Here is a 20,113-nt window from a genome sequence, read left to right on the forward strand (position 1 = left end):
ATTGCTTAAACTAAGTTTGTTTTTATGATATAATATCGAGAATTACACCAACAGGAAGTGAAAAGATCATGAATGTCACTGGCGATCAGGCGCTTGTCAAAAAGCTGAATAAATCCATTGTGCTGGAGCGCATCCGCCTCCATGCCCCACTATCCCGAGCACAATTATCAAGTCAAACCGGGTTAAACAAGGCCACCGTCTCCAATCTGGTAGCGGAGCTGATCACCGAGGAACTTGTATATGAAACGGGATTAGGTGAATCCAGTGGCGGGCGCAAGCCTTTAATACTGCTGTTCAACAGCCGCGCTGGCTTTGTGCTTGGCATCGAGGTTAGTGTGCAGTATATCAAGGGTGCTCTAACTGATTTGGCAGGAGCCATTGAGACAGAGCTTACCCTCCCCCTGAGACAGCATGATCCTGCCTTTGTCATGGAGCAGATTCAAAAGCTGGTTCAGGAGCTTATGCAGGTCACTCCTCCCTCCCCTCACGGTATCGTCGGCATTGGACTGGGGGTGCCGGGTATGGTGGATGAATCAGGAACGGTTCTATTCGCACCCAATCTGGGCTGGGAAGAGGTCCCACTTCGGCAGCAGCTTGAGACAGCGCTTGGCCTTCCCGTCATCGTAGATAACGAGGCCAACGTTGGCGCGCAGGGCGAGCTGTACTATGGTATGGACGGCGAGCATCGACAGCTGGTACGGGATCTGGTCTATATCAGTGCAGGGTCCGGGATTGGGGCCGGAATTATCATTGACGGCAAGCCGTATCAAGGAGCCTGGGGATATGCCGGAGAGACGGGTCATATGACCATTGACTGGAATGGACGGCTCTGCTCCTGCGGTAGCCGGGGCTGTTGGGAGCTGTATGCTTCGGAAAAAGCATATACAGCATCCACCCTCGCCCTGTCCGCGCACAGTACAGCGGAATTACTGCCGTATGCCCGGCAAGGTGACGCGGATACGTTAAGCGTCTTTCATGACATCGGGCGATATTTGGGTGTGGGCATTACCAACATTGTGAACAGCCTTAACCCCGGAATGCTTATCATCGGCGGTCCACTGGCCGAAGCCAGACCATGGCTGGAACAGAGTATGCGTGAGGTGATTGAAGAACGTGCCCTGCCCTATCATCGTCGGCAACTGCAAATCCGTTTTTCCACGCTGGGCAGCCGTTCGACCATGTTGGGCGCTGCCTATGCAGCGACAGCCCCTTTTCTCGGGCGTGTACGGGTATCTCTGTAAAAAAAAGGCGTACAGGAACATTAAAAGCTCCTATACGCCCTTTTATTTTGATTATTCCCCAGTTGATTAAGCGTTCAACACTTTTTCAAACTTGGTTTTGTTCATACCGGAAATACGTTCTTCCCCGATCAGAGTCAACGGAACGGCACGAATGCCCATATCCCAAACCTCTTGTGCGAACGCTTCATTTGTTTCAATGTTGCGTTCTTCGTACTCTACGCCTTTTTCGCTCAAATAGCTTTTGACTTGACGGCAATGCGGGCAGTTTGTAGATGTGTATACAATTGCTTTTTCCATGATAGCTCACCTCATCAATTATTGTTGTAAATAATATTTTTATTCATACTTGTAACGAAATATTACAGAGCCAGTGCGCTGTGCTCCAGGCTTTCGATATACTTCTCGCTGTCCATAGCGGCCATGCAGCCGCTGCCTGCTGCTGTAATCGCTTGTCTGTAGCGTGTATCCTGTACGTCACCACAAGCGAATACCCCAGGTACGTTCGTTTCGGAAGTACCTGGATTTACGACGATATAACCGTTCGCATCGGTTGTAATTTGACCCTCGAGGAAGCCTGTGTTCGGATGGTGACCGATGGCTACGAATACGCCGCTAACCGTAATAATTTCTTCTTCGCCTGTAGCATTGTTCAGTACCTTCAAGCCGGTTACCCCGTTCTCGTCAGCAATCACTTCTACAGGAGTACGATTGAGCGCCCACTCAATTTTACTGTTGGCACGAGCTCGATCCTGCATAATTTTAGAGGCGCGCAGTTCTTCGCGGCGATGTATCAACGTTACTTTGGAGGCAAAACGTGTCAGGAAGTTAGCTTCCTCCAGCGCGGAATCCCCACCACCGATGACCACAATTTCCTTACCACGGAAAAAGAATCCGTCACAGGTTGCGCAGGTGCTCACGCCACGTCCGATGTTATCCTGTTCGCCGGGAATCCCCAGGTATTTTGCAGTTGCGCCTGTGGAAATAATCAGTGTGTCGGTAACCAGTTCACCCAAACCCTCAACATCCAATGTAAAAGGACGAGTGGTTGTGTCTACCTTGTTCACCCAGCCTGTACGGAATTCAGCGCCAAAACGCTCCGCTTGCTTACGCATATTATCCATCAAATCGGGTCCCATGATCCCTTCAGGAAATCCGGGGAAGTTTTCGACCTCTGTAGTCGTGGTCAATTGTCCACCTGGCTGTGGTCCTTCGATCACCAGTGGGTTCATGTTGGCACGTGCCAGATAGATCGCAGCGGTCAGACCGGCAGGGCCGGTGCCTATAATAATGGACTTGTACATATCTTGGTTCCTCCTAAAATATCATAAGTATTATATAGCGAGTTTTCGGTACCGGGCGCTGGGCTACTGCATATACTCTAAAAGCAGTTCTGTCAGAAGCCTATCCCAAAATGTGGACACCCGGCTGTTGCAAAAACGAATCACTTGTTTAATAACTTCCTATGACTTAGACTGATTCTAAATCCTAATTTCATTATGCGGAAATAGCTGTAAACAGTCAAATGAAGTTTTCATGAAGCGAAGCTGGAAGATTAATAGGTATGGAGGGGTTATCCCGATTATGAATGACGTTTTTGTAGGCAGTCTGATTTCTGCCCTGTCCACTGGACTCGGCGCGGTGCCCATATTATTTATGCGCAATGTTACCCATCGACTTCGCGATGTTTTGCTGGCTTATGCCGCAGGAATCATGACCTCTGCATCTGTGTATAACTTGATTCCCGAAGCCATCCGGCATTCCAATTGGTTTGTGCTGTCTGCCGGCATTTTGCTCGGCTGTCTCGTATTATTGGTGATGGAAATGTATATCCCCCACGCCGACCTGGAGGACCCGGATTCCAAGACCTTTCAGCTGGAGTCCAAATCTTTCCTCATTATTGCGGCTATTACGCTGCACAATTTGCCGGAGGGGCTTTCCGTCGGAGTCAGCTATGCAAGTGAAACCCAAAATCTCGGCAATCTGATCGCCTTTTCCATCGGCCTGCAAAATGCCCCGGAAGGCTTTATCGTAGCCTTATTTCTCGTGAATCAAAACATCGGTCGTTTCAAGGCATTGGGCATTGCCACCCTCACCGGAGCTGTAGAAATCATTACGAGTCTGATCGGATTTTATTTGAGCAGCTGGGTCAACGGACTGGTACCCTATGGACTTGCTTTTGCCGCTGGAGCCATGATGTTTATCGTCTACAAGGAACTGATTCCTGAAAGTCACGGGGACGGCAACCAGCGGATCGCCACATTCTCTTTTATTCTCGGCTTGATTACGATGATTGGGCTGACCGAATGGCTATAGCCGGGCAACACAAAAAGGCTGTTTTTCTGCCTGTAATCCAGACAGAAAAACAGCCTTTTGGCGTGTTCAATGAAGAACCCTTATTTTTTCCGATTCATGGAGCGCAGTGCCTCACGGTACTGCTCGTCCTCACTTTTCGGAGTCTCATTCTCTCCATGGGTCATTTGGGAGCGTCCATCCTTTTCCTCGCCCTTTCCAGCAAATCCACGTAAAGCCGCTCGGTAATCCTGATCATCGTAAGTAGCCTGGTGATCTCCATGCTCCCTTTCCACCTTCACATCTGCATGGGTATCAGGCACCTTGTGATGCTCCTCGGCATGATGTTCCCTGGTATCAGCAGCTTTATGCTGTGCCTCTCGCGCATGATCCGTCAACTCCCGGGTCTCGGGCTCCACTTGCACAGGATAAGGACGTTTGCTCCTTTGCCGTGAATCCTCATCGGCTTGACGAGCCTTGGGTGAGGACTTGCGCGCCATCTTCGTATTAAATACCAGCAAAAAGATAAGGGCAACCGCAGCTACTCCGATAAAAGCAATGGTCATGGGGGCCTCCTATTCTTTTGCAGCGTTACGATACCGTCCCGCCATCTTAGCGACCCGTTTGCCCAGAGAGCGACCTAATGCAAGATCATCACCTGTTGGGAAATTTGGCGGCCCATTCGGGTCTGTCTCCACCGGACAGGTTATCCCCACGCCGTAATAAGAGCCGTAGAGTGCATTTTCCGTAATATTGGCGGGTAGTCCTACAATAATCATGCCTTGATGAAGCATCGGGGTAATCAAATTGAGAAGTGTTGATTCCAAGCCACCATGAACCGTGGCGGTTGTGCAGAACACCGCACCGATTTTATCCACCAGCTTGCCCTGTGCCCACAGATACCCAAGCTTGTCGATCCAGCTTTTCAGACCGCTACTGATCGTGCCAAAATGACCCGGACATCCCCATATAATCGCGTCTACACTTCCCAGATCCTTCACATCGGCCTCATTCACATGCTTTAGCATCACTTCCGTGTGCTCCTGGCGCGCGCCTTCTGCGATCGAACGAGCCAGACGCTCGGTATGCCCATTTTCACTATCATATACAATCATGATTCTAGTCGTCATTATGCGCATCATCCTTTGTCTGCAAAATCATCTTTTCGCATGCGCTCTTAGCCTCTCCCAAAATCCATCTGAATATTATGAAACGTATGGCGCATACTTTGAAAATCCAAGAACTAGGGAGGCATGTAACATGAATTCACGCGCCATATTAGTCAACCTGCTAGTTATTATCATTATTCTGGCAGGAGGCGGAGCCGCCGCCTATTACTACAATCAAGCCGCCAACTACATAAAGACGGACAATGCCCAAGTAAGCGGACAAGCGGTTACCGTTGCCTCTCCAGGTGCGGGCAAACTCACGGGCTGGAATGCTGAGGTTGGCAAAACCTACACCGCCGGAAGCACAATCGGTACGGTAGAGGGAGGCGGAAGCCGGATTAGCGTCACGATTCCTACCGATGGTACCATTGTGCAGCAATCGGCGGTTAACAACTCGATTGTTGGGGCAGGCACACCTTTAGCGAAGGCTTTTGATCTAAACAATTTATGGATTACCGCCAATATAGATGAAACGGCTATACAGGATCTTCAGGTAGGACAGACGGTGGATGTATATATTGATGCATATCCGGATACGGCCCTGAGCGGTAAACTCGAAAAAATCGGCCTAGCAACCGCATCGACTTTTTCACTACTGCCCACTTCCAACACCACTGCCAACTATACCAAGGTGACACAGGTCGTACCTGTTAATATATCCATTCAAGGTTATAAAGGGTTAGGTATTATTCCGGGGATGAGTGCAACCATCAGAGTTCACAAGTAGGAGGCTGTCATGGATCAAAAAATGTCCGTCGGGCGTATTCTGTCCGTCCTGTTGTTAGGCGCCTTCATATCCATCTTAAATCAAACACTGCTTAACGTGGCCATTCCACACTTGATGAATGATTTCAATGTGTCGGCTACTACCGTTCAGTGGCTATCCACCGGATATATGCTGACGAACGGGATTCTGATTCCAATCACCGCTTTTTTGATTGAGTCATTCGGAACCCGTGCGCTTTTTATCACCGCGATGGGGTTATTCACCGCCGGGTCTGTCGTCTGCGCTACCAGTACCGGATTTGCACCGATGCTGGTCGGACGTGTTATTCAGGCCAGCGGAGCGGGCATCATTATGCCTGTGGTCATGAACGTGTTCCTGACGGTGTTCCCCCCGGAAAAACGTGGCGCCGCCATGGGTACGATGGGTATCGCCATGATGTTTGCCCCGGCGGTCGGACCAACTTTATCCGGCTGGATTGTAGAGCATTATAGCTGGAGGCTGCTATTTTTGCTCGTTATTCCGCTGGCGATCATTGATATTCTGTTCGCCGTACGCTGGCTCAAAAATGTGTCCAAGCTGACGAAGCCGCAGTTTGACCTGCTGGGAACCATTTTTTCCACCCTTGGCTTCGGCCTTCTGTTGTATGGCTTTAGTTCCGCCGGAGACAAGGGCTGGAGCAGCAACACCGTCATACTCTCCCTCGCTGCCGGGATCGTGTTTATTGTATTTTTTGTCGTGCGTGAGCTGAACATGATACAGCCCATGCTGGAGTTCCGTGTGTTTAAATATGATATTTTTACGGTATCTACGCTGGTTGGGGCGACGGTCAATATGACGATGTTCGGTGGGATGCTGCTACTACCGATCTATCTGCAAAATATACGCGGTTTTACGCCGCTGCAATCCGGTCTGCTACTGCTTCCGGGTGCATTGCTGATGGGTGTGATGTCACCGATATCGGGGGCCATTTTCGACCGTATCGGCGCGAGGCCGTTGGCGATTATCGGACTGATCATTACAGTAGTGACGACATGGGAATTCAGTCTGCTGACCGATGCGACCACCTACGGGCACATTATGATCATCTATACGATTCGCAGCTTTGGCATGTCCTTGCTGATGATGTCCGTACAAACGGAGGGACTAAACCAGCTTCCTCCCCATCTCGGCAGCCACGGCACAGCCATGTCCAATACGGTGCGGCAAATTGCTGGCTCCATTGGTACGGCTTGGCTTATTACTGTAATGAGCAGTCGAACTACGATTCATTTGGCGGATTATGCCAATGCAGCTACCACAGCCAATGCCTCTGTAACGGAAGGGGTATCACAACTGGGACAAACCCTCGCGCAAACGGCGGGCGTCTCGACGGAAACCGGCTCAGCACTGGCGCTACAGCAGGTATACCGAAGTGCCGTTACAGAATCGACGATCCATGGCATTAATGATGCCTTTATCATTGCCACAGGGATTGCGATAGCAGGGCTCATTTTTTCCCTGTTCTTGCGGCGCTCTACACCGCGCCGAAGATAGACATACAGCACCTGGCGAGCTAGATGTATGAGATGGACAGAAGGAGCATTCACCCCCTTGGATTTTAAGAGGGTTGAATGCTCCTTCTTGTTGTCGTGTGATTTATTAGCTTATGAACGCAGCAAGCGCAAGCCGTTCAAAATAACAAGTATTGTGCTGCCCTCATGCCCAATAACACCAAATGGCAGGGCTATATCTTTCGCAAAGTTGCTAACCACAAGCAGCAAGATGACACTTACGGCGAAGATCATATTTTGTTTGACCACCCGCTGCGCCTTGCGCGCCAGCGCTATCGTCGGAGCAATCTCTTCAATTCCGTCGTTCATCAGCACGACGTCTGCAACCTCCAGCGCAGCTCCGCTGCCGTGCATGCCCATGCCTAGTCCGACGGTTGCTGCGGTCAACGCCGGAGCATCATTTACACCGTCGCCAACCATGACGACATGCCCGTATTGCTCCCGCAGCATGCGAATATGGCTGACTTTGTCCTCCGGCATCAAGCCGGCATATACGGCGTCGACTCCGGCCTGCGCCGCGATCACGGCGGCGGTTTCTGGTCGGTCTCCGGTCAGCATGACGACCCGGATGCCCTGTGTCTGCAGGCGTTTCACGGACTCCTGCGCCTGTGGACGCAGCTCGTCACGCAGTGCCAGCATCCCGGCAATCCGGTCATCTGCGAGGATGATGGATACGGTTTTGCCCTCAGCCTCCAGTTGGGCGCGAGTCTCTATCCACTCCGGCTCTGCCAGAGGACTAGATCCATCCAGCACATTTGTGCGACCGATTTTCCACTTCACCCCACCGATGATTCCCTCCATCCCCCATCCGGTGATTGCCTGCACCTGCTCGGCTGCGAGAGGCTCTCTCGATCCGAACTCGACTTCCGCTTTGGCTACAATCGCCCGGGCCAGCGGATGCAAAGAATAGCTTTCGATCGTGGCGACAATGTGCACAAGCTCATCCGTATCGTAGTCTGAGGCGGTAACCCAATCGGTGACGACAGGTGTTCCCATCGTTAACGTGCCTGTTTTGTCAAAAGCAACAACAGAAGTCAATGCCATATTTTCCACATGCGCGCCACCTTTAAACAGGATACCCCGGCGAGCACGGTTGGAAATGGCCGACAGCATCACTGGCATGATGGAAGACACGAGAGCACATGGCGAGGCAACGACGAGAAACACCATCGCCTTGTAAAAGGCTGCTGCCCACGTCCAGCCTAATACGATGGGCGCACCTGCAATGACAATCAGCGTGACAACAACAACAATACGTGCATACACCGACTCGAACGTTTTGATAAACCGCTGGGAATCGGGAACCTCGGTCTGGGCTTCTTCTACCATACGAATGATTTTTGAAAATAAAGTGTCTTCGGAGGACTGGCTAACCTCTACGTACAGCACACCTTCCCCGTTAATGGTGCCCGCATATACCTCGTCACCCGCCACCTTATTCACCGGAACGGATTCTCCGGTAATGGACGCCTGATTCACCGCCGACATGCCCTTGGAAATTCGGCCGTCTGCCGGAATCAGTTCACCCGGCTTCACCAGCAGCAGGTCACCTGGCAGCAGCTGCTCAATGCCGACAGTTTCTGTCCCCTCGGGAGACAAACGCAAAGCCGTCTCCGGCTTCAACGCCATAAGCTCGGAAATATCCTTGCTGCTGCGCTCGGTTGTATAGCTCTCCAACGCACCGCTGAGTGCAAAAATGAAAATCAGCATGGCTCCTTCATTCCAATAGCCAATGGTCGCAGCTCCCAGAGACGCTGCAATCATAAGCAGATTAACATCCAGATCACGTTCTCGGATCAGTGTTTCGATCCCTTCTCTGGCCTTGGACCATCCCCCCAGAGCATAGGACACCACATACAAGATGACCGATAGCCATTGCGACCAATGCGAGATGCCCCATGCCATCAGCATCAGCATTCCGCTGCCCAGGGCAGCCTGCATCTCCTTGTTTTTCAGCATGCTTTTGAGCTGAAACTGTGGTTTGCGATTCGGGCCGGGTCGTCCGCTGCCACTGTTTTTTGAACGTATCTGATTAGAAGGAGATAATGTCTTTTGAAGTTGTTGAACAGCTTGCATCATGTCACGTTCCTTTCCATATTTGTTATTTGTGCCTGCATCCCATTGAGAATGATATCCATTGTTAAGGGCCTTAAAATAGCACATGCTGCTTCGGGAGGCCCGAAGCAGCATGTTTGGCAATGAGAATGATAATCATTTTTGCATTAATACAATTATTTTGGTTTGGTGAAACTTTTGCTTTATTATATACTCTTCTTTTCTTGTTGTAAACCCGCAATAGCCCCAATTAAAAAGGATACCCGCGAAGACAATGCGGGTACCCTTTTTAATTTGAAGCAATCAGCATATGAGATTTATTGTTACCTTCATGCTCTGGCTCTTACAGTAGATATTGCTGTGCGTGCTAGTGTAAAGCGTCAGAGTTATGTTGTTGCTGCTCTGCATATTGCAGTAGTCCATAACGTGCAGCCGCCAGACGTGCAATGGAGACTGCTTCGCCTGGACAAATGACCCCCGTCAGACCGCTTCCCCAAATCGCATTCCCATCCAGAGACTGGCGAATTTCATCTAACGCCACCCAGATGGAAAGCTCTGGCTTTACACGCCGAATAGCATCTGTTATGCATTTTATCGCAGCATCAGCATTCATATGACCATGAGCGCAAGCTGGATTTAGCTGGTCCTCGGTCTCACTGCTATCGATTGGAATCGGTGCGACATTCAAAATCATCATATCGGCAAAACGTGCCATATCTGCGGCTTGAGTCGCCTGCTTGATCTGTTTCGCTTTCACTTCTGGCATATTATTGGCACTGGCGAACTCCCCGGAACGTACCGCCTGCCCATTCCATGATTGGCTTACGTCAGGCGTTAAAGGCGCATCAACCGTCAAAAGCACGCCTACCCGATATGGAATGCACCGCAAACGTCCACATAAGGTTTGCTCCGCCACACCATCAATCCAGTCTCGGGTTGCCCGGAATTGATTAGCATCAGCCGGATTGCGTACCATAATCTCCAGCTGTGGTTCTCCCCCTTGTCGTACGCTTCGCAACGCTGCACGCAGCAATGCCTCCAATTGCATATCCTGCAGGCTTGCAATCCCCACTACGTTGCTTTGTTCGATCAGGGCTATCGTGAGCGGTGATCCGTCGAGAGATTCGAACAAGCCTTCATACTCTGTTTCGAGCAGACCGATGATTCGCCGGGACAAATGCTCACACAATCCAGGCAAGCCAGAAGCCTGGTTAAAGCTTTTGTAAACGTCTGATGCACAAGCGCCGGGAATAAGGATGGGATTCGGCTCCCCGTCAGGGACATGAACCATCTGCCCAGACTCTGCGGCATCCAGATAGGCATAGCATAATTCCGCTACACGACTAGACGTCTGTGACAAAGGACCGCGCAGAAGGCTGTAGCCGTCAAGACTTCCTACTTCTAGTCTGGATGCTGGCTCTGTACCTATACGACTGACATTGGCAGGAGCATCCGCATAAATTCGTATAGGTGTGCGCCTGTATTCATCGCTCCATTTTAATAGTGCATCTATCGCTTCCCTGCCATAGGTGTTACCCTTATTCAGCGTTATTTCTTCAAGTAACTCCGGGTTCGCAGCCAGCAATGCCTCCTCCCGACTGATTAGGCCCTGATCGGCTAAATTGACCAGCCAGTTCAGCGGATCTTCCTCCTGCGAAGCAGATATTTCATTGTACCCTGTCATAAACGAATTGATAATCAACCTTCGTGCAGCAGCCTTGCTGCCCGGCTCTTGATCTTTGCGATCCCGGCTGTTTTGACTATCCAACAGCTCTGCGAATACATGCATCAGTTTAGCCTCCATGCTACTAATCCATCCTTTCTTCCATCAGCAAGTTGGCACACACAAATTCGAGTATACCACCCAAAAAGAGAGCGCTTACTCATTAATGGTCAAGCCAATTTCACATGGACCTTACCTGTAAAGTCCCTACCTTAACGTATTAGGTACACCCTGCATTTATACATCTCTACACAACGATCAAAAATCATAAAATACCCTCCATTACTGCCGACAGCAAGTTCCATCCGAAACGTGCTGGTTATAAAAGAACACCTCCGGGTTTCACAGGATGCATACATCCAATGTTCGTCCGGAAGTGTTCATTTTTTACTCGTAAGTTTTATTCATAAGAGCGGGCCTTCAATACACGCATCACATTCAATACGGCCAGCAGTGTTACACCTACATCGGAAAATACAGCCTCCCACATGGTAGCAATACCAAACGCGCCCAACGTGAGAAATACCGCTTTGACACCCAACGCAAATATAATATTTTGCCATACGATACGACGCGTACGCTTGGCGATATGAATCGCCGTAACCAATCTTGAGGGCTCATCGTTCATGATTACGATATCTGCTGCTTCAATCGCAGCATCCGAACCCAAACCGCCCATCGCTACACCTACGTCTGCCAGTGCCAGCACAGGGGTATCATTAATCCCATCGCCCACAAATAAAACCTTGTCACTCGTTTTCTTAGTTGCAGACAGCTGCTCAATCGCTTCGGCTTTATGCTGAGGCAACAGCTCTGCCCGTACTTCATCCAGACCCAGCTGGCGTCCTACAGCCTCAGCAACCGTCCGATTATCACCCGTTAGCATGATGGTTTTCACCACACCCAACTTTTTCAGCGAAGCAATCGTCTTCGCCGCGTCCTCCTTGACCTCATCCGAGATCAGAATGCATCCGGCATAAACTTTATCTACAGCTACATGAACGACCGTTCCTTCATCCAACGTCCCTGCCTGCTGTGCTGCGTCAAAAGCAACATGCTCCCGCTCCATCAGCTTCGCATTTCCGGCCAACACCAGACGACCATCAATCTGTGCTTGAATTCCGTGACCGGATATTTCACTATATTGCTGAACCCGCTCTGTCAGAAGCTCTTTGCCATAGGATTCACGCAGAGATGCTGCGATAGGATGCGTGGAGTGTAGCTCCGCCAATGCGGCGGTTTCCAGCAGACTTTCCTTCGTAAAGGCTTCGGCAGGATAAATCCCTGTTACGCGGAAAACACCTTTGGTGAGCGTACCTGTTTTATCAAAAACAGCGTATTTTACATCATTCAGAGCCTCAAGATAGTTCCCGCCCTTGATCAGCACACCTGAACGTGACGCTGCCCCGATTCCGCCAAAGAAACCCAGCGGAATAGATACCACCAGCGCACATGGACAAGAAATGACGAGGAAAACAAGCGCGCGGTATATCCAATCAGCAAACTGTGCACCCGGAACGACAAGCGGTGGAACGACCGCCAGCAGCAGCGCGACGATAACCACAACAGGGGTGTAGTATCTGGAAAACTTGGTGATAAATTTTTCAGTCGGCGCTTTCTTGGCGCTCGCATTTTGCACAAGCTCCAAAATTTTAGAGACTGCGGATTCGCCAAATTCCTTGCCGACCTCTACAGTCAAAAGTCCGTTCGTATTTATAAATCCGCTCAATACACTGCTTCCCGGCTCAACGGTGCGAGGCACAGATTCACCTGTCAACGCCGAGGTATCCACATGCGATTCACCGTCTACAACCTTACCATCCAGCGGAATCTTCTCGCCCGGCTTAATCACGATCAAATCACCTATGCGCACGTCCTCTGGCGAAACCCTCTGCACAGAGTCAGCCGTCTTCAGGTTGGCATAGTCCGGTCGAATATCCATCAGATCACCGATGGATTTGCGCGAACGGTTGACAGCAACGCCTTGGAACAGCTCTCCGATCTGATAAAAAAACATGACGGCTACGCCCTCAGGGTATTCTCCAATCGCAAATGCACCTACCGTAGCCAGTGTCATCAGGAAGTATTCGTCAAAGGCCATTCCCCGCACCAGACTGCGCGCAGCCTGTAGGACAACATCACCGCCAACGATGATATATGCCAGCAAGAACAGAGCCAGCTTGCCCACACCCTCCACGGGCAACCACCAGGCAACAGCAGCAATGACTGCACCGGCAGCCAAGCGTGCAATCATAGGGCGCATACCTTCAGTCCCATGATCATGTGTATGCCCGGCGTGGCTGTCATCTCCATGCGAATGAGAATGAGAATGGGTGGCGTGACTATGACCATCCGTTGTGTGGTGGTCATGAGGCGCGTGTGCACGTTTACCATCTGCATGATCGTCATGGTCATGCCCGTCGCGCACATGAGCTTCCTCGCCATGTACCTCATGGCTGTGATGATGACCAGCATGCGAGTGAGGATGATCAGCATGCTCATGACCACCACATGCGCAGTCCTCTGTGCTGCCTGCCTGCACTGTGCCAACTTCACTTCGGCTGTCTTCACGCAAGCGTCCCCGGGCATTTTTGACAATCATCCGAATGTGAGGCTCCAGTCTGTGAACCTTGCGTTCCGTTTGACGAAGAACCTCTTCTTCTTGGTCCGGGCTTGCGGTCATCGTCAATGTTTTCGTAACAAAATTGACCGAGCAATCAAGAACACCTTCTATTTTACTGACTCCATTTTCAATCTTTAGAGCACAGTTGGCGCAATCCAAGCCTTCCAAAACCCATTCGTGACGTTCCGTTCTTTTCAGAGCATCCATATCATTGGCCTCCTAATAGCTATATATGAGCAATTATTCATATATTATTTGTTAAGGCCATTATATTCAGAATTAGGGGCAGAAGTCAATGATCATAGCCCCTTTTTACCAAAAAAATCATTTTCAACGGACAAGCACCAAAAGAGCGCCAATCCCTTGGCGCCCTGCTGTTTGTTTATCCATAAAACTATTGATGTGAAATGTGCTGGTGGGTTTGCAAAAAGATCTGCTCCACATGATTATCATCCAGCGAATAAAACACCGTCTTGCCTTCCTTGCGCCGTTTGACAATACGCAGGTTGCGTAAGTAACGAAGCTGATGGGATACCGCAGATTGGCCCATGTTCAACACCTGAGTCAGATCATGAACACACAGTTCCTTTTGAGCCAGGGCGTATATTAGCTTGATCCGTGTCGGATCACCCAGTGCTTTGAACAGCTCCGACATTTTGTATGCGATGGAATCCTCAACAAGGGAAGATTTTATGCGCTCAATTTCTTGGTCTGAACCGTGACAAGCCGGCTCGCAATCCAAAGCTTCCGTTTCAGAATTCATCATTTTCACCCCATGTGTTTCGACTTGATGCTCCTATTATAGCAAATTCGTAGAATTTACGAATAGCTTATATTACAGCTTGCCCTGTAACAGAGAAATTTCAAGCTTAATTCAACGATTTCAAAACTTCATCACTGTAAGGGATAATTTCATCTATCTGTTGATCCCGCAGCTTGACCGCAAACGCCGGGTCTACCAGTAAAGCCCGTCCAACCGCGATCAGATCAACCTCTTCTCGCTCTACTAGCCCAACAAGCTGTTCTAGTCTCGCCTCAACGCTATTTGATTTATTGCTCTCACTATGGTGAGATTCCAGCTCACTCAAAAACGCCTTCTCCAAGCCAATGGAGCCTACAGTAATAACGGGCTTGCCTGTTAGCTTTTTGGTCCAAGCTGCTAAAGTTAAATCAGAACCTTCAAACTCAGGTTCCCAGAAACGGCGGCTTGAGCAGTGGAATACATCCACCCCGGCCTTCACCAATGGAGCCAAAAACTGTTCAAGTTCCTGCGGTGTCTGTGCCAATTTTTCTCCATAATGGTACATCTTCCACTGAGAAAATCGCAGTACAATTGGAAAATCCGGGCCCACTGCACGGCGGCAGGCCTCAATGACCTCTACCGCAAACCGAGTACGCTGGACCAAATTGCCTCCGTATTGATCTGTACGCTTATTCGTTTTGTCCCAGAAAAACTGATCAATTAAATAGCCGTGTGCTCCATGAAGCTCAATGCCGTCGAAGCCGACCCGCTTTGCATCCGCTGCGGCCTGGGCATAGGCTGCGATAATATCAGCAATCTCGGTCTCGGTCAACGGCTCAACTACCTTTTCACCGGCAGGAGAAATACCGGACGGGCCGACAGGCAATGCCTCGGGATTCGGTTGGTTATCCGCGCCTATTTGGCGAGCTGTACCCACATGCCAGAGCTGCGGTATAATCTTGCCACCTGCCGCATGAACCTCCTGGACAACCTTCGCCCATCCCTTCAAGCCTTCACCATAAAAATTAGGAATACTCGTGTGCTCCACGGCTGAGGGATGATTAATTGCGGTTCCTTCGGTAATAATCAAGCCCACTGCATTCTCCGCACGATGACGATAATACGCAGCAACTTCAGAGCCCGGAATACCTTGAGGGGAAAAATTCCGTGTCATTGGAGCCATAACAATCCGATTGGGAAGAGATAAATTACCTGCAGTAAAAGGCGCAAACAGTAATTCGGTATTCATTAACTTGTTCCTCCACTCTCAACTAGTATTATCGTTTTTACTCTTCTGCTATACAATTCCATTCTACACATATGTAAACTTGAGTTCAAGAAGCCACAGTTAATTTTTCCAACATATTCTATACACAAAAAAGGGATCGGCTTTAAGCCGATCCCTCTTTTATACGGTGGTCTCACACCATTTATTAGTGTGCCACCATGTTGTATTCCATAATCCATACGGAACCACCAACAATGGTCAACAGGATGACTACACCGAAAATCAAAGTCATGACATTCCAGCGTGGTCCATTGCTCTCACGAATGTGCATGAAGAAGAAAAGCTGAACCAGAAATTGCAGCACTGCCGTGGCCAAAATAACGACCAAGGTTGAAGTGCGGCTCAACATATGATTCATAACCACACCGAGAGGAATGATGGTCAGTACGATGGACAGAATGAACCCGATAACATAGGATTTCACTGAACCGTGAGAATCATCATGACCATGCGAACCTGCTCCTGATTGATGCTGTGCCATCTACATCACCCCCATCAAATAAACGACTGACAGCAAGAAAATCCAGACAGCGTCCAAAAAGTGCCAGTACAAGCTCAGTGCTGAGACTTTACCCTTCGTTTCAGGAGTAAGCCCACGCTTTTTCACCTGCAACATAAGTCCGATCATCCACACCAGACCCAAGGAAACGTGAAGTCCGTGTGTACCGACCAGAGTGAAGAATGCCGACAGGAACGCACTGGTTCCGAAATTGGCTCCTTCGTGTACCATTTCAACAAACTCGTAAACCTCAAAACCGATAAAACCAAGACCCAGGATCGCCGTCACGATTAACCAACTGATTAATCCCTTCAGGCTTCCCTTGTTCATAGCCAACACGGCCAGACCACTTGTAAAGCTGCTTGTAAGCAAGAGGAACGTTTCAATAATAACGCCCGTCATGTTAAACAGCTCTGCGCCCCCTGGTCCTCCGGCTGTATTGTTCCGAAGGACGACGAAGGTAGCAAACAAGGTACTGAACAGGATCACGTCTGTTACGAGGAAGATCCAAAAACCAAGCATCTTCAATTCTTGCGGATCGTGATGTCCGTGGTCATGATCATGGCTTTGATGTGCTGCTGCTTGTGCCATTATACAGACCCCCTTATTGCGGCTTCCGTGCGTTTAACTTCATCCGCAGGGATATAGTAGTCGCCATCATAGGAGAAGAACGAACGGCAAATCATACAAATTGCCACACCGATCAGCCCTGGAATATAGAAGAACGACCAACCGAATACGAACCCGAAGCCTGCGATGAAAAAGAATACCGACATAATGAACGGAATCGCCGAGTTTTTCGGCATATGAATTGCTTCAATTGGCGGTTGCTTTCTGAAAATACCTTTTGCACGTTTATCTTTCTCTGCCCACCAGTCGTCACGTTCTTCCACTTGCGGGATGGTAGCAAAATTATATTCCGGTGCAGGTGAAGGAATCGACCATTCCAACGTATGACCACCCCAAGGGTCGCCTGTTGTATCCTTCAGCTTGCGGAAATTCTTGATACCCAACAGAATTTGAAGAACCTGGAACAAGAAACCAATCCCCATCAGGAATGCTCCAATGGTTGAAACCATGTTAAGCGGCTGCCAGCCGGTATCCCAGCCGTAAGTGCTCAGACGACGTGTCATACCCATCAGACCGAGGGAATATTGCGGAATGAAACATACATAGAAACCGATGTTCCAGAACCAGAAAGCCCATTTACCAGGCGTTTCAGGCAGAGTGAAGCCAAACATTTTAGGCCACCAGTAGTACAGACCTGCCAGATAACCGAACACTACACCGCCAATCAGAGCCGAGTGAAAGTGAGCGATCAGGAAGTAACTGTTATGGAACTGGAAGTCAGCAGGCGCTACAGACAACATGACGCCTGTCAAACCTGCAATCAGGAAGTTCGGAATAAATGCGATAGACCACATCATAGGAGTTTTAAATGTGATTTTGCCCCGATACATCGTGAACAGCCAGTTAAATACCTTAACCCCTGTCGGTATTGCGATAACCATCGTTGAAATCGCAAAGAATGCATTCACATCTGCGCCTGATCCCATCGTAAAGAAGTGATGCGCCCAGGTGAAGAAGGACAGGATAGCAATCATGAACATGGCGTAAACCATGGATTTGTAGCCAAACAATTTCTTTTTAGAGAATACACTGATGACCTCGGAATAAATACCGAAAGCAGGCAATACTACGATATATACCTCAGGGTGACCCCACATCCAAATCAGGTTGATATACATCATCGGGTTGCCGCCAAAGTCAAGGGTAAAGAAGTGTCCTCCTCCGAAGCGGTCAAGGAATAGCAAAGCCAAAGTAACCGTCAGAATCGGGAACGCGAAAATGATAATAACACATGATGAAAATACGGACCACGTAAAGACAGGCATTTTCATCCAAGTCATACCAGGTGCACGCATTTTAATAATGGTCACAATAAAGTTGATCCCTGTAGCCAATGAACCTATACCAGAAATCTGAATACCCCAGATATAGAAGTTCTGGCCGACGCCGGGACTAAATTGCAGTTCTGAAAGCGGCGGATAACTCAACCAACCTGCATCTGGCGAACCGCCAATAACGAAGGACAGGTTGAACAACATCGCTCCCATAAAGAAAAGCCAGAAGCTCAGTGCGTTCAGGAAAGGGAACGCTACATCGCGCGCACCAATTTGAAGAGGTACTGCGATATTAAACAAACCAAACATCAAAGGCATCGCCATAAACAAGATCATGATCGTGCCGTGTGTTGTAAAGATCTGATTGTAATGCTCAGGATGCAGCAGTGTAACATCCGGTGTTGCAAGCTGAATACGCATCAATAATGCATCCACGCCTCCGCGGAATAACATCAAGATGGACGCGAGGATATACATGATACCGACTTTTTTGTGGTCAACGGTAGTCAACCAGTTTTTCCAAAGCCAGCCCCATTTTTTGAAATAAGTGAGCACAAACACGATCCCGATCGTCGCAAGAGCGATAGAAACGTCCGCTCCATAAATCATCGGATCTCCAGTGACGAAGAAAGTGGATGCAAACTCTTTTATTTTCTCAAGCATTGGGGGCCTCCTTCCCTATAATCATTTAATTGTGTCCGCTCATATTCATATGACTCATGTCCATTGCACTTTTATCCTCTGTGCCGGACTTGGAAGAATCTTCAGTGGATGCTCCTTCGCCATGTCCTGCATGCGGGTTAGAAGCGCCGTCTACTACATACTTGGTTACGATGTCCTGGAACAATCCGTCTGGAATTGAAGAATACTCATCAGGCTGGGACAAACCTGGTTTTGCAAGCGCCAAATAGCCGTCCTTTGTTAACGGTTTGGACTGCTTCTTGATGTCAGCGACCCAGTTTTTATACTCTTCATCCGACTGGACTTCTACATCAAATCGCATTTGTCCAAAATGCTCACCGCTAAAGTTTGCACCCGAGCCAAAGTAAGTTCCTTCGTGATCGGCCTGCAAATGCAGTTTCATAGCCATGCCTGACATGGTGTAGATTTGACCGCCTAATTGCGGAATCCAGAAAGAGTTCATCGGGGCATCGGCAGTCAGTTCAAAACGGACTGGAACACCTTTAGGAATGTGAACTTGGTTAACTGTAGCTATCCCTTCCTCCGGGTACATAAAGAGCCATTTCCAGTCCAGTGAAGTCACTTGAATAGTTACTGGCTTTTGTGTACTTGCCAATGGCTTGGAAGGCTCCAGCAAGTAGGTATATCTCGCAGTGATCACGGCAATAATACAGATAACGATAATTGGAATAGCCCACCATACAGTCTCCAGCTTTCTGCTGTCATCCCAGTGGGGTTGATACTTGACCTTATTTGCCGGTGTATCGCGATACCGCCAAATAATGAAGAAAGTCAAAATCATGACCGGTACAATTATAAGCGCAGACAATGCCGTTGAAAGAATAATCAATTCTTTTTGTGCTTGCCCAATGGGTCCTTTCGGATCGAAAACAACGTATTTTCCGCCAGCATAAAAACACGTCCAAATGAGCAATGCTACCGTGAGCACGGTCAAAACCAACGCAATAATCGCTTTTGGTTTTTTGTTCATGTTGTTCCCCTCTCCTTAAAATAGTAAATTACTCAAAACTAACGAACTCCTGTAATGTTGCCCCTATATAAGATAGCAGAAAAGCGGCCATTTTTTTTATTGTTAACAGAATTGTCGATTATTTGTCCGTTTTTTGTGAAAAACCTCTCTTAAAATAAAATTTCTCTTGCAAATTTAAAATCTTTTATTACTAAAAAAATGACATAAAATACGCTAATTTTATATCGCAAAGAAGCTATATTAAAGCAAAAAGCGGACCTCCGTACAGTTATCATGCTACACTGCTCGAAGACCCACGATGTTGGTTTCATTGAATATGTTGTTTTCATTTTTTATTTATACTAGCTGCGGCCGTTTTCCTGGTCTTCCTTCTTACGGGCAATGACAAATGATTTCCCAATGAGAAAAATAAAAATTCCGGCAACGACGCAGCCAATACCTACCATTAAATATATATTACGATCACTTAAATTGCCTAGATCAAACAAAATAAGGATAATACCTGCAATGCAGGCGATCCACGCGATAACAGATACCGTGCGGCTCATTTGCCTGTCAGTTGATCCAGATTTCCTAAAATTCGCAGCCATACCCTCTCACTCCCTTTAGTTTAAAATAGTTTCAAACGCCC

18 protein-coding genes are annotated in these 20,113 nt (G+C 48.8%); 4 read left to right on the top strand and 14 right to left on the bottom strand.

Annotation, left to right across the window (positions count from 1 at the left end; all coding sequences use genetic code 11):
• Positions 1 to 68: 68 nt before the first annotated feature.
• Positions 69 to 1,241: an ROK family transcriptional regulator gene (locus LCF57_RS00360; protein ID WP_225998944.1), complete on the top strand. Its 1,173-nt coding sequence runs from the start codon at positions 69 to 71 to the stop codon at positions 1,239 to 1,241.
• 66 nt (positions 1,242 to 1,307) lie between these two features.
• On the opposite strand, the gene LCF57_RS00365 is transcribed toward LCF57_RS00360, so the two are convergent.
• Positions 1,308 to 1,538, bottom strand: coding sequence for a glutaredoxin family protein (locus LCF57_RS00365; protein ID WP_007432162.1), 231 nt, complete (start codon positions 1,536 to 1,538; stop codon positions 1,308 to 1,310).
• Between the two features lie 62 nt (positions 1,539 to 1,600).
• Positions 1,601 to 2,542: a thioredoxin-disulfide reductase gene (gene trxB / locus LCF57_RS00370; RefSeq protein ID WP_225998945.1), complete on the bottom strand. Its 942-nt coding sequence runs from the start codon at positions 2,540 to 2,542 to the stop codon at positions 1,601 to 1,603.
• 280 nt (positions 2,543 to 2,822) lie between these two features.
• On the opposite strand from trxB, the gene LCF57_RS00375 reads away from it, so the two are divergent.
• The gene (locus LCF57_RS00375; protein WP_225998946.1) at positions 2,823 to 3,554 is read left to right on the top strand and encodes a ZIP family metal transporter; all 732 of its coding nucleotides are present in this window, start codon (positions 2,823 to 2,825) and stop codon (positions 3,552 to 3,554) included.
• 80 nt (positions 3,555 to 3,634) lie between these two features.
• Here the strand turns inward: LCF57_RS00375 and LCF57_RS00380 are convergent, their stop codons facing one another.
• Positions 3,635 to 4,096, bottom strand: a complete 462-nt coding sequence (locus LCF57_RS00380) for a hypothetical protein (RefSeq protein WP_225998947.1) — start codon at positions 4,094 to 4,096, stop codon at positions 3,635 to 3,637.
• A 9-nt stretch (positions 4,097 to 4,105) separates the two neighbouring features.
• Entirely contained in the window at positions 4,106 to 4,660 is a 555-nt protein-coding gene (locus tag LCF57_RS00385; RefSeq protein ID WP_225998948.1) for an NAD(P)H-dependent oxidoreductase, read from the bottom strand.
• Positions 4,661 to 4,790: 130 nt separating this feature from the next.
• Between LCF57_RS00385 and LCF57_RS00390 the strand changes: the two genes are divergently transcribed.
• Entirely contained in the window at positions 4,791 to 5,426 is a 636-nt protein-coding gene (locus tag LCF57_RS00390) for an HlyD family secretion protein (protein WP_225998949.1), read from the top strand.
• A gap of 9 nt (positions 5,427 to 5,435) precedes the next feature.
• Positions 5,436 to 6,959, top strand: coding sequence for a DHA2 family efflux MFS transporter permease subunit (locus LCF57_RS00395; RefSeq protein ID WP_225998950.1), 1,524 nt, complete (start codon positions 5,436 to 5,438; stop codon positions 6,957 to 6,959).
• A 110-nt stretch (positions 6,960 to 7,069) separates the two neighbouring features.
• Here LCF57_RS00395 and LCF57_RS00400 read toward each other — a convergent pair whose 3' ends face one another.
• From LCF57_RS00400 to LCF57_RS00445, 10 genes are all read right to left on the bottom strand, one after another.
• On the bottom strand, positions 7,070 to 9,052 hold the full coding sequence (locus LCF57_RS00400) for a heavy metal translocating P-type ATPase (RefSeq protein WP_225998965.1): 1,983 nt from the start codon (positions 9,050 to 9,052) through the stop codon (positions 7,070 to 7,072).
• Between the two features lie 346 nt (positions 9,053 to 9,398).
• Positions 9,399 to 10,835, bottom strand: a complete 1,437-nt coding sequence (locus tag LCF57_RS00405) for a PEP-utilizing protein (protein ID WP_225998951.1) — start codon at positions 10,833 to 10,835, stop codon at positions 9,399 to 9,401.
• A 319-nt stretch (positions 10,836 to 11,154) separates the two neighbouring features.
• Complete coding sequence (locus LCF57_RS00410) at positions 11,155 to 13,584, bottom strand: heavy metal translocating P-type ATPase (RefSeq protein WP_225998952.1); 2,430 nt, start codon at positions 13,582 to 13,584, stop codon at positions 11,155 to 11,157.
• A 187-nt stretch (positions 13,585 to 13,771) separates the two neighbouring features.
• Entirely contained in the window at positions 13,772 to 14,140 is a 369-nt protein-coding gene (locus tag LCF57_RS00415) for an ArsR/SmtB family transcription factor (protein ID WP_007432172.1), read from the bottom strand.
• A gap of 106 nt (positions 14,141 to 14,246) precedes the next feature.
• On the bottom strand, positions 14,247 to 15,368 hold the full coding sequence (locus LCF57_RS00420) for an NADH:flavin oxidoreductase (RefSeq protein ID WP_225998953.1): 1,122 nt from the start codon (positions 15,366 to 15,368) through the stop codon (positions 14,247 to 14,249).
• A 184-nt stretch (positions 15,369 to 15,552) separates the two neighbouring features.
• A complete protein-coding gene (gene cyoD, locus LCF57_RS00425) occupies positions 15,553 to 15,888 on the bottom strand; it encodes a cytochrome o ubiquinol oxidase subunit IV (RefSeq protein WP_025718003.1) in 336 nt (111 codons plus the stop codon).
• The gene (cyoC, locus tag LCF57_RS00430; RefSeq protein ID WP_225998954.1) at positions 15,889 to 16,497 is read right to left on the bottom strand and encodes a cytochrome o ubiquinol oxidase subunit III; all 609 of its coding nucleotides are present in this window, start codon (positions 16,495 to 16,497) and stop codon (positions 15,889 to 15,891) included.
• Positions 16,497 to 18,473 (bottom strand): cbb3-type cytochrome c oxidase subunit I, encoded by a 1,977-nt coding sequence (locus LCF57_RS00435; RefSeq protein WP_225998955.1) that lies wholly within the window; start codon positions 18,471 to 18,473, stop codon positions 16,497 to 16,499. Before LCF57_RS00435 ends, cyoC begins: the two co-directional genes overlap by 1 nt.
• A gap of 25 nt (positions 18,474 to 18,498) precedes the next feature.
• On the bottom strand, positions 18,499 to 19,482 hold the full coding sequence (cyoA, locus tag LCF57_RS00440; protein WP_225998956.1) for a ubiquinol oxidase subunit II: 984 nt from the start codon (positions 19,480 to 19,482) through the stop codon (positions 18,499 to 18,501).
• A 341-nt stretch (positions 19,483 to 19,823) separates the two neighbouring features.
• Entirely contained in the window at positions 19,824 to 20,072 is a 249-nt protein-coding gene (locus LCF57_RS00445) for a hypothetical protein (RefSeq protein ID WP_225998957.1), read from the bottom strand.
• Between the last annotated feature and the right edge of the window lie 41 nt (positions 20,073 to 20,113).

Origin of the sequence: Paenibacillus sp. BJ-4 (assembly GCF_020404765.1) — a bacterium.
In the GTDB taxonomy this organism is placed as follows: Bacteria; Bacillota; Bacilli; order Paenibacillales; family Paenibacillaceae; genus Paenibacillus.

What these genes read in the sequence shown, in the direction of transcription:
- LCF57_RS00415 (WP_007432172.1), bottom strand. Translation starts at nt 14,140, where the DNA reads ATGAATTCTGAAACGGAAGCTTTGGATTGCGAGCCGGCTTGTCACGGT.
- LCF57_RS00435 (WP_225998955.1), bottom strand. Translation starts at nt 18,473, where the DNA reads ATGCTTGAGAAAATAAAAGAGTTTGCATCCACTTTCTTCGTCACTGGA.
- cyoC (WP_225998954.1), bottom strand. Translation starts at nt 16,497, where the DNA reads ATGGCACAAGCAGCAGCACATCAAAGCCATGATCATGACCACGGACAT.
- LCF57_RS00400 (WP_225998965.1), bottom strand. Translation starts at nt 9,052, where the DNA reads ATGCAAGCTGTTCAACAACTTCAAAAGACATTATCTCCTTCTAATCAG.
- trxB (WP_225998945.1), bottom strand. Translation starts at nt 2,542, where the DNA reads ATGTACAAGTCCATTATTATAGGCACCGGCCCTGCCGGTCTGACCGCT.
- LCF57_RS00420 (WP_225998953.1), bottom strand. Translation starts at nt 15,368, where the DNA reads ATGAATACCGAATTACTGTTTGCGCCTTTTACTGCAGGTAATTTATCT.
- cyoD (WP_025718003.1), bottom strand. Translation starts at nt 15,888, where the DNA reads ATGGCACAGCATCAATCAGGAGCAGGTTCGCATGGTCATGATGATTCT.
- LCF57_RS00360 (WP_225998944.1), top strand. Translation starts at nt 69, where the DNA reads ATGAATGTCACTGGCGATCAGGCGCTTGTCAAAAAGCTGAATAAATCC.
- LCF57_RS00385 (WP_225998948.1), bottom strand. Translation starts at nt 4,660, where the DNA reads ATGACGACTAGAATCATGATTGTATATGATAGTGAAAATGGGCATACC.
- LCF57_RS00380 (WP_225998947.1), bottom strand. Translation starts at nt 4,096, where the DNA reads ATGACCATTGCTTTTATCGGAGTAGCTGCGGTTGCCCTTATCTTTTTG.
- LCF57_RS00365 (WP_007432162.1), bottom strand. Translation starts at nt 1,538, where the DNA reads ATGGAAAAAGCAATTGTATACACATCTACAAACTGCCCGCATTGCCGT.
- LCF57_RS00375 (WP_225998946.1), top strand. Translation starts at nt 2,823, where the DNA reads ATGAATGACGTTTTTGTAGGCAGTCTGATTTCTGCCCTGTCCACTGGA.
- LCF57_RS00410 (WP_225998952.1), bottom strand. Translation starts at nt 13,584, where the DNA reads ATGGATGCTCTGAAAAGAACGGAACGTCACGAATGGGTTTTGGAAGGC.
- LCF57_RS00395 (WP_225998950.1), top strand. Translation starts at nt 5,436, where the DNA reads ATGGATCAAAAAATGTCCGTCGGGCGTATTCTGTCCGTCCTGTTGTTA.
- LCF57_RS00390 (WP_225998949.1), top strand. Translation starts at nt 4,791, where the DNA reads ATGAATTCACGCGCCATATTAGTCAACCTGCTAGTTATTATCATTATT.
- LCF57_RS00405 (WP_225998951.1), bottom strand. Translation starts at nt 10,835, where the DNA reads ATGGAGGCTAAACTGATGCATGTATTCGCAGAGCTGTTGGATAGTCAA.
- LCF57_RS00445 (WP_225998957.1), bottom strand. Translation starts at nt 20,072, where the DNA reads ATGGCTGCGAATTTTAGGAAATCTGGATCAACTGACAGGCAAATGAGC.
- cyoA (WP_225998956.1), bottom strand. Translation starts at nt 19,482, where the DNA reads ATGAACAAAAAACCAAAAGCGATTATTGCGTTGGTTTTGACCGTGCTC.